The sequence below is a fragment of the Streptomyces sp. NPDC093600 genome, from assembly GCF_044764755.1.
GTDB lineage: Bacteria > Actinomycetota > Actinomycetes > Streptomycetales > Streptomycetaceae > Streptomyces.
In genome coordinates, this window is record NZ_JBIWIU010000024.1 from 17,503 (window position 1) to 29,579 (window position 12,077).

Annotated in this window: 8 protein-coding genes and 3 pseudogenes; 7 read left to right on the forward strand and 4 right to left on the reverse strand. The window is 68.3% G+C overall.

Annotated features, from left to right (window positions below):
- Window positions 1–158 precede the first annotated feature (158 nt).
- The gene (locus ACIRB4_RS31480; protein ID WP_386768767.1) at window positions 159–710 is read right to left on the reverse strand and encodes a hypothetical protein; all 552 of its coding nucleotides are present in this window, start codon (window positions 708–710) and stop codon (window positions 159–161) included.
- A 117-nt stretch (window positions 711–827) separates the two neighbouring features.
- On the opposite strand from ACIRB4_RS31480, the pseudogene ACIRB4_RS31485 reads away from it, so the two are divergent.
- The 4 genes and pseudogenes from ACIRB4_RS31485 to ACIRB4_RS31500 all read left to right on the forward strand — a co-directional run.
- A pseudogene (locus ACIRB4_RS31485) lies at window positions 828–1,297 on the forward strand (transposase family protein); the annotation flags it as partial.
- A 232-nt stretch (window positions 1,298–1,529) separates the two neighbouring features.
- On the forward strand, window positions 1,530–3,362 hold the full coding sequence (locus ACIRB4_RS31490) for a hypothetical protein (protein ID WP_403296058.1): 1,833 nt from the start codon (window positions 1,530–1,532) through the stop codon (window positions 3,360–3,362).
- 79 nt (window positions 3,363–3,441) lie between these two features.
- On the forward strand, window positions 3,442–3,873 hold the full coding sequence (locus ACIRB4_RS31495) for a hypothetical protein (protein ID WP_403296061.1): 432 nt from the start codon (window positions 3,442–3,444) through the stop codon (window positions 3,871–3,873).
- A gap of 250 nt (window positions 3,874–4,123) precedes the next feature.
- Window positions 4,124–6,280 (forward strand): DNA/RNA helicase domain-containing protein, encoded by a 2,157-nt coding sequence (locus tag ACIRB4_RS31500; RefSeq protein ID WP_403296064.1) that lies wholly within the window; start codon window positions 4,124–4,126, stop codon window positions 6,278–6,280.
- Between the two features lie 502 nt (window positions 6,281–6,782).
- On the opposite strand, the gene ACIRB4_RS31505 is transcribed toward ACIRB4_RS31500, so the two are convergent.
- On the reverse strand, window positions 6,783–7,136 hold the full coding sequence (locus ACIRB4_RS31505) for a hypothetical protein (protein WP_403296067.1): 354 nt from the start codon (window positions 7,134–7,136) through the stop codon (window positions 6,783–6,785).
- Between the two features lie 137 nt (window positions 7,137–7,273).
- On the opposite strand from ACIRB4_RS31505, the gene ACIRB4_RS31510 reads away from it, so the two are divergent.
- Window positions 7,274–7,630 carry a hypothetical protein gene (locus ACIRB4_RS31510; RefSeq protein WP_403296070.1) on the forward strand — a complete coding sequence of 119 codons (357 nt, stop codon included), beginning with the start codon at window positions 7,274–7,276 and terminating at the stop codon, window positions 7,628–7,630.
- 25 nt (window positions 7,631–7,655) lie between these two features.
- On the opposite strand, the gene ACIRB4_RS31515 is transcribed toward ACIRB4_RS31510, so the two are convergent.
- Window positions 7,656–8,408 (reverse strand): hypothetical protein, encoded by a 753-nt coding sequence (locus ACIRB4_RS31515; protein WP_403296072.1) that lies wholly within the window; start codon window positions 8,406–8,408, stop codon window positions 7,656–7,658.
- Window positions 8,409–8,476: 68 nt separating this feature from the next.
- On the opposite strand from ACIRB4_RS31515, the pseudogene ACIRB4_RS31520 reads away from it, so the two are divergent.
- Window positions 8,477–9,346: pseudogene (locus tag ACIRB4_RS31520) on the forward strand (IS5 family transposase).
- Window positions 9,347–10,333: 987 nt separating this feature from the next.
- Window positions 10,334–10,840 carry a hypothetical protein gene (locus ACIRB4_RS31525; protein ID WP_403296075.1) on the forward strand — a complete coding sequence of 169 codons (507 nt, stop codon included), beginning with the start codon at window positions 10,334–10,336 and terminating at the stop codon, window positions 10,838–10,840.
- Window positions 10,841–10,852: 12 nt separating this feature from the next.
- Here ACIRB4_RS31525 and ACIRB4_RS31530 read toward each other — a convergent pair.
- Window positions 10,853–11,690, reverse strand: a pseudogene (locus ACIRB4_RS31530) (IS5 family transposase).
- Window positions 11,691–12,077: the final 387 nt, after the last annotated feature.

Sequence of the window (12,077 nt, forward strand, 5' to 3'; positions counted from 1 at the left end):
AGCGGGTGACGGCGCGGGCGGATGGCGGCCGGGGGCCGACCGGCTGGGGCTTGCCGCGTAGGTTCCGGCTTGTCGGCGTACACGTGAACGTGCCTAAGACTTGTCCCGCAATGATCACGAAGAAGGGCGTCGCTGCCGGTTGCCAGCCGGCTGCGGAGTCAGTCAAGGCCGGTCGCCCATGCCGTCAGCGCGGCGAAGTCGTCGATGGCGAGGCCGCGTCGCGGGTCGATCCGGTGTAGTAGGGCGGGACCATCGTGGTGTTCCTTCACCCAGGAACGATCCGCCTCTGTGATCTCGTCGTCGACCCAGGCGAACGCACGGCCTGTCGCCCAGGCGACGATCTCAGGCGTCTTCCAGAACACACCGTTCCCGGGCTCGGGCCGCGGCGAGGGCCAAGGGATGACGGGCAGCTCGGGCAATCCCAGGACTGGCGCGACGAAGGCGTTGGCTTCTTCCTCCCACGTAGTCGCCCACACCAAATCAAAGGGAAGTGCCTCCAGCGCCGGGCCGTGATCCGGGTTGAGCCACACGCGCAGCGGCTTCACCGGCTTGTTAGGCAGCCCCCACTCAGTCAGCCGGCGCCGCTCGGCGGCCTCCCACCGAGGCGTCAGCAAGCGGTGCGTCTGATAGCCCTCGGGCCGACGGTGCGGCTTCGCTGCATACGGGTTCAGCGGTCCGTCCACATCCACCAACAGCACTGGGCGCACCAGCTCATCCCCCTTGGTCCTGCGTCGCACCGTACCGGCCGGTGAAGAGACCGCCCAACAGAATTCTGGCCGGTGCTGGTCTCCGCAACTCTGGCTCCGGGGTAGTGGGACGATCTTGACGTGTCAGCAGTGATCACGGCGTCACAGCCGTCCTGGGTAGGCCCGTTCACAGGGCTGAGCCCGCGCTGCTTCAGCAAGCTGGTGAATGCCTTGCGCCGTGAGGGGGCGAACGCGGTCCGCCGAGGCCGGCCGTGGAGCCTTCCCCTGGAGGACCGAGTCCTGCTCGTCGCGGCATACTGACGCACGAACTTGACACTGCGCCAGCTCGCGCCGCTGTTCGGGATCTCGAAGTCTGCGGCCGACCGGATCATCGATCGCCTCGCCTCGCACCGCTGCTCGCGCTGCGGCCGCGCCTTCGGTTCCGCAAGGGCACCGTGCTCATCGTGGACGGCACCTTGGTTCCCACGCGTGACCATGCGGTGGCCGAGCAGTCGAAGAACTACCGGTACTCCACCAACCACCAGGTCGTCATCGACGCCGATACACGGCTGATCGTCGCGGTTGGCAAACCTCTGCCCGGCCGCCGGCATCGACGGGCTGCTCCTGTCCGTGGCCGGAGCGTCTGGCACTACCGGCCGAGTCGACGTCACCGTTGACTACTCCTCGTTCGACGAGGCCTTCGGTGGCGGCTACGGGCAGCGCTTGAGATTGGTCTCCCTGCCTGCCTGCGCACTCACTACCCCCCGGCGGTCCGCGTGCCGTGAAGGCACGCCGCTGCCGGGCGGCAATGACACCGAGCGGCACTCGCTCTCCGCGACGGGCGTGCCGCTCAAGTCCGCCGGCGCCCCGATGGTGCTCGCCGCCGTCGCGGCCGGCTCGGACTCCGGGACCGTCGGCGGTGGCTACGGGGCCACGCCGCTGTCCTCGTCGGCGGCCTGGCAGACGAGCCTGCAGACCGGCGACTTCTCTTGGTCGTACCCGCTCGCCCCACCGACTGTGCCGGGCGGGCTGGTGCCCAAGCTGGCGCTGGACTACTCCTCAGTCAGCGTGGACGGGCAGACCTCCGCGACCAACAACCAGGGCTCGTGGGTCGGCGCCGGCTTCGACATGAACACCGGATTCATCGAGCGGCGCTACAAGGCGTGCTCGGAGGACGGCACGTGGAGCAAGGACGACGCCCCCGGTGACCTGTGCTGGGGCTACGACAACGCCACGATCTCCTTCAACGGGCGTGCCGGCGAGCTGATCCCGACCGGAGCGGACACCTGGCGGATCCGCAACGACGACGGCACCCGGGTCGAACGCCTGCGGGACGCGACCGTCACCGGGAACCGCGACGACGACGGCGAGTACTGGAAGGTGACCACCACCGACGGCCTCCAGTACTTCTTCGGCCGGAACCATCTGCCCGGCTGGGCCTCGGGGAAGCCCGAGACCAAGTCCACCTGGACGGTCCCGGTCTTCGGCAACAACACGGGCGAACCGTGCAACAAGGCCACGTTCGCTGCGTCCTGGTGCCGACAGGCATGGCGGTGGAACCCGGACTACGTCGTCGACACCAACGGCAACGCCATGTCGTACTGGTACGAGCCGGAGACCAACTCCTACGGACGTAACCGGGTCGCCGCCGACGACACCCCCTATGAGCGGGGAGGCACTCTGCACCACATCGAGTACGGCCAGCGGTCCGACACCATGCTCACCGCCAAGGCCACCGGCCGGATCGACTTCGTCAATGCCGAGCGCTGCCTCGACCCCGCCGCCGGTGCCTGTGAGCCCGGCGAGATCGAGACGAACCCGAACCAGTGGGAGGACACCCCCTGGTACCTGAACTGCGCGAGCGCAACCGACTGTGACAAGGGGCGCTTCACCCCGAGCTTCTGGACCCGCAAGCGCCTGACGCAGATCACCACGCAGATCCTCCAGCCGTCCGGGAGCTACGCGAGCGCCGACGCCTGGCACCTTTCCCACGCCTGGGGCGACGCGGACATCGACCGGTCGCTGCTGCTGACCTCCGTCCGGCACACCGGGCTGTCCGGCACGACCCCGATCGCGCTGCCTTCGGTCACCTTCGGCTACCGGCAGGACCCCAACCGGCTCGACCGGCTGGGCGACGGCATCGCCCCGTTCATCAAGTACCGGCTGTCCAACATCTCCGACGAGTCCGGCGGCTCCCTGGACGTGGCATACTCCGCACCCGACTGCTCCTTCGACGCGCTGCCGACCCCGGAGACCAACACCACCCGCTGCTTCCCGCAGTACTGGCAGCCGCCAGGCTCGGCCGACCCGGTCCGCGAGTGGTTCAACAAGTACGTGGTCACGCAGGTCTCCGCGACCGACCGCACCGGCGGCGCCGACGACATGGTGACCCGCTACTCCTACCTCGACGGCGCGGCCTGGCACTGGGCCGACGACGACGGCCTGACCAAGGAGAAGCACAAGACCTGGTCGCAGTGGAACGGTTACGGCCAGGTCGTCGTGGAGGCCGGCGGCTGGGACGGGATGCGTACCAAGTCCGAACACCGGTTCCTGCGCGGCATGGACGGAGACCGCAAGGGCCCGGACGGCGGCACCAAGGAGGTCAGCCTCCCGGACGGTGAGGGCGGCACCCTCGTCGACCACGAGGCGCACCAGGGCTTCGAGTGGTGGAAGTAGCGTGACCCCAAGCCGCCGGACGGGGGAGCGATTCCCCGTCCGGCGGCCCCCGCCATCGTCCCCCTCGGAGTACCCCACCATGCATCCCGTCACCAGTGACAATCTTTACGCGACCCTGCTGCGGCACCTGCCCGAGGTGCTCCCGTACGTCGAGGTCGCGGCCGAGCGGCACGACCTGCGCATCGCCGACGTCTCCCACTGGGAGCAGCTCAACACCCACCCTGGCACCTTGCTGTCCGAGGTACTCGCGTACCCCCTGTTCCTGCCCGCGCTCGCCGAGGGCCGGGACAACGACTTCCTCACCCGCTGCTTCACCTTCGTCGAGGCCCTTTTGGACAGCCCGGGCGGATACCTCGAGGACACGGCCTACTACACCTTTATCGAGCCCTGCCTGAAAAGCCGCGAAATGCTGGGCCGGGCCTTGGAGAAGGCCCTTCCCCGAACCCGGCGGGAGCTGTGGGGGCTCATCGAAGGCTGGAACATCATGCCGGACCCCACCTGGCCGCGCTGACTACGGCGGTGGGCGCGATCGTGGCCACGATCGCTGAAGGGGCCGCTGTGGCACGGAGTTACTCACGTGACTCCTGCTGCACTGCCCGACCGGCGGAGGCACGGCCAAGACGTATACCTACGACAGCGCCGACCGTGCTGTCGACGCCGGCTTCACCTACGACGCCTTCGGCCGTACCACGACCGCGCCGGGTCATGGAAACCTCGCCTACTACACGAACGTCTGCCAGGGATTATGCGGCGGGTGCCGGGTGGCCACAGGGTCACGAGCGCGCACCACCGCCGGATTCTGCTGGCCCTGGACCCGCACCCGCCCTCGCAGCGCCACCACCCTCCCCCTCGACATCACCATCGACGTCCCCGGCACCGATCCCGCCGCCCCGGCCCGGACCTGGCACGCGGCCTGGAACGCCGCCGCCCTCACCCACCCCGACGACGGCCGCCCCCTCGCCCCCCCCACACACAACCAGCTCTGGGCCAAGACCGGCGGACACCAGCAGATCGGCTGCATCTACACCGCCCAAGGCCTTGAATACCGCGACGCCGGCGTCATCATCGGCCCCGACCTCACCGACTCGGGCGTGCAGGCTCGCGTCCTGCACCTGGCGATCCGCCGTGCATCGTGTGTCGAAGTCCGCATCCAGCCTGGCCACCAGTTGTTCGAAAAGCGCTCGCGTCGCCGCATGGTCGTAGCCAGGTGGATGTTCCGTCAGCTCCGGATCATCCAGGCGATGAAGGAGAGCGTTCAGGTCAGCGTCGCTGTATGTCATCCGCCCATGATGGCGAAGCGGCCACATGCGCACGGCTCGCTCGCAGCCATGTGTCGTCAAACCGACGTCGGCCAGCGTGCCGAGGGCGTCGGCGAGCTCCTGGGCAGGGGACACGCCGACACCTCCGTAGTCGCGGGGCGTCTTGTAGGGTGCCGGGGGTCCGGCGGGGGCGGGGGTGGGGTAGCTGTGGTGCTGGAGGATCGGTCCGGGGTGTCTGCATACGAGGAACTGACGCCGAACCAGCGGATGAGTAACCGGTTCCACCTTGCCTGTCTTGCGACGCTGATTCCGTACCACCAGCGGCCCGCCGCCCTGGAGGCATGGCTGGACATCGATCCGGCCCTGTTCTTCATGGGGTTGGATCCACCCACCCCCGTCACGGAGGCCGTCCAGCGGCTGGGGGGCACGAGGCTGCGGGCCGCCCTCGCGCACACGGTCGGCAACGTCGGCACCCAGCGAGCCCTGTTCGACCTCGACGTCCGCGAGGTCGATGAGGCGCTGCTGGACAACCGCCGACTGGGGTACGAGACGTTGTGCCTGTTGCGGATACGGGACCCTCTCACCGCCGGGGCCGGCGGTGCGTACCACCAGGACCATCATCGTCGGGCGCTGTTCTCGGGTGATGCGGACCTTGCGGCGGCCGCCCTGCTTGACCAGCGCGGCGAGCACCCGCCGACGGCTCGCGCGACCGCTTGGGAGACCGTGCGTGCTGCGGGCGGGGCGGCCCGGGTGCGGGAACTCGCCGCGCGGTTGCCCGGTCGTGGCGGCCCGGCCGACGCCGATGTTGTCGCGGCCTGCGCGGAAACCGATCCGGAACCGTTTCTCGACTGCGCGGCCGAGCGCCGGCTCGGCACGGGCGCGCTGTTGCGGCGCCTGCGCGCCGCGCATCGCACGGACCGTCCGCCCTGGGAGGTGCAGCGGGTCATGCGGTCGATCCTCAAGGAGCCGTACCGGATCGACTGGCGGCTGGTCGCGGCGGCCCGGCTCGGCGGTCGGCTGCCGCGTACTGCTTCGGAGGTGCTGCGCTCGCGCCCCGACTGTCCGCCCGAGGTCGCTGTCGTGCTCAGGACTGGCCGGCCGGCCGTCCCTGGTCGCCCGTTGCCGCCTCCCGCCGTCGAGGCGGAGGCACAGCAGCCGTACCGGCGCCCTGAGAGCCACTGGGTGCCCCCGTGGCAGCGGCCCGGCGACACCGGGCCGTTCGGCGAGACCGCAGCCTCGGCCCGCCAGGCGCTGCGGACCATGACCGTCGTCTACGACGCCCACCGGGATCCGCAGGCCCCGCACCTCGGCCACCTCGGCGCGGTTCTCGAGCGTGGGCAGCTCTCGGCGGCGGAGGCGGCCCCCTTGATACGTCCCGCGAGCCTGCTGACGTCGTGGGTGGGGCAGCATTCCGGCTGGGCCGACGTCTCGCGCGCGGCGTGGAGCGGCCGTTCCGCCCTGCACGTGGAGACCGCTGCCGTGCTGGCCCGCTGGAGCGCCGGCGGTGTCCCCGCCCGGTGGTGGGCCGCGTTCGTGCCTCGGCTGTGGCACTTCCCGGGCACGCTGCCCGAGCTGCTCGCCGAAGTGTCGGCCTCGCACGCGGACGAGTCGGATGGGCTCGGCCAGAAGGGGCCGCAGGGAGCTGCTGGGCTCCCATGATGCTGACGTCGGTTCACATCGCTGCACAGCACGGCGGACCGACCCCTCTCTATGCCGCAGGTGACAGGGTGGAGGAGTAGAGACGGTCGTTCTCCGTGAAGCCGGACCTGTCATAGAGGCGTTGGCGGCGGTATGTTCCCGGTCGTCTCCGGGCGGTGCGTCGTCGTCGACGTACAGGAGGACCTCGGTAGCGCCCAGGCCGGTCAGGACATCGAGCGCCGTATCGAGCATGGCGCGCCCGAGCCCCGTTCCTCTGGCGGCAGGTGGCAGTTGCTCGGTGTCGTCCCTGGTCGCGGGGCGTAGGAGACGACTGCTATGACGGCTCCGGCCGCGTCCGCGGCCACCTGCGTCGCCGGGGTTTCAAGGTCGGCCCGCGTCCACCGGGGAACGGCTTCCCAGGGCCTTGCGGAGCATCGCGGGTGTCGGTTCGGGCTGGCCCGGCAGCCGGTCGGCACCCCCCAGGTCAGAGCGGCCCGCTCATCGGCCCTGCAGACTGGCCTGGTCAGTAAGCCGCCCCACCTGCGGCATCGCCTGTGAGTGATGCGAGCCAGGGGGCGATCTTGTCTCGTGCGTTCCACTGGTCCCACGTGCCGTCCCAGGTGCACATCGCCTGCATGACCTCTTCGAGGAGGTCCCAGTGACGCTGGACAGCCGCGCGGGCGGCGATGCCCTGGAGCCAGATCAGCTCAACTGCTCTGCCAAAGGAGCGGCCTTCGCTGGCATCTGGTGAGAGGAAGGCGTATCCGACGCCCATGTCGCCGCAGCCGAAGTCGACGTCGAGTGGCAGGTCGCGGCTGTCGATCTGGGCGAGGAAGCGCCAGTCGGGGCCGGGCCATTCCTCGCCTTGCAGCCACACCCGGCCGGTTCCTGGTGCTGCCAGGCGGGAGCCGGGGGCAGGATCTCCCCTTCCGCGCCGGCGGAAATCCGGTCGCTGGGGATCATGAGGTACTCGGGGCCGGCACTGGGCCCCTCGGCCACGGGGATCGTGCGGAGTTGGAGGGGAACGCGCCCGCCGGGCTGGACGATGACGGCGTTCTCGCCGCCGTCCGCTTCGTAGGTACCGTCGACCCAGCCTTCTTCGCTACCGGTCATGAACAGGTAGGCAGTGCGGCCCTGGCCGAGATCGAACTGGGCAAGGAACACCACGGCGCGGCCGGTTTGCTTCGACAGCGTCCACTGCGGTTGTCCGCGCCACGCAGGCTGTCCGCCCACCTTGGTGATCCGTTCCTGAACCGGGGTATCCGCCCGCAGGAATCGGCTGAGGCTGCCATGTCTCTCCTCGTCTTGGGGAACGGCCAGGTCAAGAGGTCGTATGGTCAGTTGCCCGGCGCCGGATTGCGTGGGGTGTAGGTCGGAGGCTGGGTGGCCCTTGCGCTCATCCGCGGTGTGACGTCTCGGGCCGACTGCTCCGCGCGTCAGCCGGCGGTCGGCCGACGCGCGGAGCAGTGGCGCTTGTCCGCTGTGATTCAGCAGTAGGCGATGCCCTTGGTGTTTTCGTTCGGAATCGTCGCGGAGATGATGGTTCCCTTGGCTCCCACGGCGCGGAGATGTTCCGCAGCCGCAGGCCAGCGAGCTCGGCACGACGGGCGGCGACGGAGAACCCGAGGAGCAGCATGGCCCGGTCCCGCACACCGAAGATGTCGTCAGAGCACTTCTCCACGATCTGGCGGAGCGCGTCAACCCGCATCGCCGGCGCCTTCCCGCGGCCACGCGTCGGCTCCTCATTCTCCTCGGCCTTCAGCCGGTAGTCCTTCAGCAGCTCGCGCGCCGACTTCGTGTCCCGCTTGTTGATGACGACGCCGTACTCCTGCCGCAGGGTGACAGACACCCCGGCGAGCTTGCGGTCGATGGTGCTGTAGGCGCGCTGCTCGCGGTTCCACAGGTAGTCGACGAACGCCCGCAGCGTGCCCCGGGTGGCGGCAGTGGGAGGGATCTGGAGCTGTTCGCAGAACGCCGTCCAAGTCTTCCAGTCGGACGCGTACGAGCGGGTGGTGTTGTCGGGCCGCTGGTCGGCCGCGTGGTTGTCGGAGGCGGCGTCGAGTTCGGCGAGGCGCTGGCGCAGCTGCTCGTCGAACTCGGCAGGAAGCAGAGGATGTTCGGCTGGGCGGGCGGGGAGAGGGGCGGTCATCACTCCAGGCCTTCAAGCCACGCAGGCCTAGAGCGTGTCTCTTTGATGGGTTGGTCAGTTGATCGGATGTGTCTGTCCGGTTAGTGATCACTGATGCGATGTGGGACCGGATCGAGCCTTTGATGCCGGCCGATCCGGTCCGTGGCCGTCGGTGGGCCGATCTCACCGCCGAACCTTGGAGGCCATCGCTTGGAAGTACCGAACCTGCTCACCGTGGCGGGACTTGCCGGACGAGCTCGGCTCGTTCCAGACCGCCCACAAGCGGCTGATCCGATGGGCCGTGGACGGCACCTGGGAACGAATCCTCGCCGCGGTCCTGGCAGCGGCCGACTCTGATAACGACATCGGCTGGACCGTGTCGGTGGACTCCACCGTCTGCCGGGCTCACCAGCACGCCGCCGGAGCCAGGAAAAACGGGCTCCGAACCGGGCCGAAGCCGCCGACCATGCGCTCGGACGCTCCCGCGGCGGCTTGAGCACGAAGGTCCATCTCGTAAGCGACAGCCGTGCACGGCCTCTGGTCCTTCGCGTCACTGCAGGCCAGGCGGGCGACGCACCGGCTTTCGAAGCCGTCATGGCAGGCCTCCGTGTTCCGCGAAGCGGACCGGGAAGACCGAGGACCCGGCCGGAGGCCGTCCTGGCCGATCGAGCCTACTCGTCACGTGCGATCCGGAGCCACCTCCGCCGGCGCGGGATCCGCGCGGTCATTCCCCAGCCGTCCGACCAGATCGGCCATCGTCTGCGGCGCGGCCGCGCCGGCGGCCGTCCGCCCACTTTTGACGCAGAGGCATACAAGCAACGCAATGCAGTCGAACGGTGCATCAATCGGCTCAAGCAGTGGCGCGGCCTGGCTATGCGGACGGACAAGCTGGCCAGCTGGCCATCGCCTACCAAGCTGCACTACATCTCGCGGGCATCCTCATCTGGGCACGACGCTGACTACAGAAACGGAACGCAGCCCGAGCGAAGTATCACGCGTCACCCGGATTCACCAGTGAGGCAGGCGTGACATAGGCATCGGTCCGGGTGAGGAGCGAACGGCGCCGTCTTGGCTCGGTACTGGCACGCGTACTGCTCCAGCGTCACGGAGATGTCCGCTGCGTAATCCGCTGAGATGAACCCACGTGCACGTCGGGCCTCTTTCAGTCGCTCCAAGACCCGCGGCGTGTGGACGAGCTTCGGCCGGAAGCTGTGGAGGTGGCGCGTCGCCATGTCGATGACGATCCACCGCCCGGTGTGCCGCTCGCGCCCCACGGACGTGATCCGATCACCCCCCGGGCCCCAGTACGCGTCCGCGACGTACACCTTCGCTCCGCCCTTGAAGCACTTTGTCCCGGGGCCGCAGCTCCTGGCCTCCAACCCCGCATCGGCGCCATGCCACGACGTTCGCGGCCACCAACCAGACTGGCTCCAGTTGCGAGCCATTCGGCTGGTCCACGCGTCCCCCCTTCCAGCGGACGCCCTGCCAGATCCGCAGCCGGCATCCTACTTCGAGTGGTGCGAGTGCCACGCTTCCTTTTGTTCTCGTCCTTGTGCCGGCAGCTGGTCAAAGAGACACGCTCTAACCGTCCTGATGCGGTCGGAGCGCCAGAGCAGCACCTGACTGGTGCCGAAGCCGTACCAGCCTTGTCCCCGCTCGCACGGAATCCGCTGTCGTCCGTCGGGGTGGCGGCGAAGCCGTGCCAACCTGAGCTTCGGCAGGTGCTGCTGGCGGAACTCTGGCCGGGAAGGTGCCTTCCCGCCTCGCGGACAACGGCCCGTCGTTCGTCGAGGCGAAGGGGCACATGGTGATCACTAGGAGGCGAGAGGGGAGCACTGTGCTAAAAGAGCGTTTTGTCCCGGCAGGGGTGTTTTAGAAGTTGACGGGTTGGTCGCCATTCGGGACTGCTCTGCCCCGAGGAGGGGCACTTCTGACAGGATGACGTCATGTTCGATTTCGGCATCGCGGGCTACCAGCCAGCATGGTTGGACGGCCGTAGTGACGTCGTGCAGGAGCATGGAAATCGTCTGCGTGGTCTTGCTGGCCGGACGCTCACGAGAGTCTGGATGGTCTGGGACCTCAGGGATGACGAGTGGTTCTGCGACTGCCCGGTGCTGTTCGACTTCGATGGCGAGCAGGTCGAGATCAACCATCAAAAGCTCGGCGATCTCTCCCTCACGTGGAACATGATCGACCCCACCCGTCCAGTCCGGTGGCCTGGCTTCGACCTGCAGTGGCGCCCCGAACCTTTCCCCGGACTGCACGCTCTGCTGGGGCTGCCCATCAAGGGGGCCGAACTGCTCGAATGGACAGGCAGGGATGTCGCTCAGGGAAACGTCGACATCAGCTTCGCCTTCGATTCGGGTCGCGTTACCGTCTTCAACGCACTCGACGAGAACGGGGTGAGCTTCGACCCTCCCGGTCCGAGCCAGCGGTCCCACCCGTTGCATTGACGCGGTCGGTGTTCAGGCATCACGCCAGTTCAGGGTGGATTCCCTCGTGAGGCGGCGGCTTATGAGGTGCCATTGCCAGCTTGATCATCGCTTCGGACCGGTGTGGGTGGGTCTCGTAGTCGCGGGTGAGGCGTCGGTGGTGCATGAGCCAGCCGAAGGTCCGCTCGACGACCCAGCGCCGTGGGATCACCTTGAAGCCCTTCGCGGCCGGGTCGCGATGGACGACTTCGACGTCGATGCCCAGGCGTGCTCCGTGCTCGATGGCTTTGATTCGGTAGCCGCTGTCGGCCCAGGCCTTGGTCACGCGCGGGTGGGCCTTCGCGATCTGTGAGAGCACCTGGATGCCGCCGGCGTTGTCGGAGACGCTCGCGGCGGTGACCAGCACGGCCAGGAGAAGACCGAGTGTGTCGACGCCGATATGGCGTTTGCGGCCGGCGATCTTCTTGCCCGCGTCGATGCCCTGGCCGGCCGCGGGGACGTTCGCGGAAGTCTTGATGCTCTGTGCGTCAAGCACGCACGCACTCGGCTCGCCGTCGCGGCCCTCCGCCTCTCTGACCAGACGGCGGAGGAGCCCGTTGAGCTGGTCGAAGACTCCGTCCTTCTGCCAGGCGGCGAAGTAGCCATAGACCGTTTCCCATGGCGGGAAGTCGTGCGGCAGGTATCGCCAGGGGATGCCGGTGCGGTCGACGTAGAGGACCGCTTCCATGATCCGCCGCAGGTCGTGCTCGGGCGGCCGGCCTATGCCCAGGCCCTTCCCCCTTCGCTCGGCCCGCCAGGCCGACAGAATGGACTCCATCAACTCCCACCGGGCATCGGACAGGTCACTCGGATACGGCCGCTGTCGAGGCATGTTTCGGTAGTACCGCCGACGACCCTTCGGCTACAGGGCGCAAACGGGGTTGAGCGGGGGCGCTTTGGGATCAGACAGGAGCGAAGGAGCCCAAACGGACCCCCAACCGTTGTCACCAGCAACAGACATCACGGCAGTCGAGAGAAGCCCCAACCGCCCCAGCATGCCGACTACCCAGGTGGCCATCAAACGTACCTCTCTGGACAAAACACTCTTTAAAAGAGCGTTTTGTCCCGCCAGGGGTGCTTCATTGCAGTTCAGGTGGCGGACCGCTTCGGGTCGACTGGGGCAGTAGACGTCTTTTGTGGCAGATGAGGCGGATGACGGCCTTCGAGGGTCCGTTTCGGCCCCTTCGCTCCTGTCTGATCCCAACCCGCCCCCGGTCAC

Excerpts from the sequence above, each read along its gene's own strand:
- ACIRB4_RS31495 (WP_403296061.1), top strand. The coding sequence starts at position 3,442 with ATGCATCCCGTCACCAGTGACAATCTTTACGCGACCCTGCTGCGGCAC.
- ACIRB4_RS31515 (WP_403296072.1), bottom strand. The coding sequence starts at position 8,408 with ATGACCGCCCCTCTCCCCGCCCGCCCAGCCGAACATCCTCTGCTTCCT.
- ACIRB4_RS31525 (WP_403296075.1), top strand. The coding sequence starts at position 10,334 with ATGTTCGATTTCGGCATCGCGGGCTACCAGCCAGCATGGTTGGACGGC.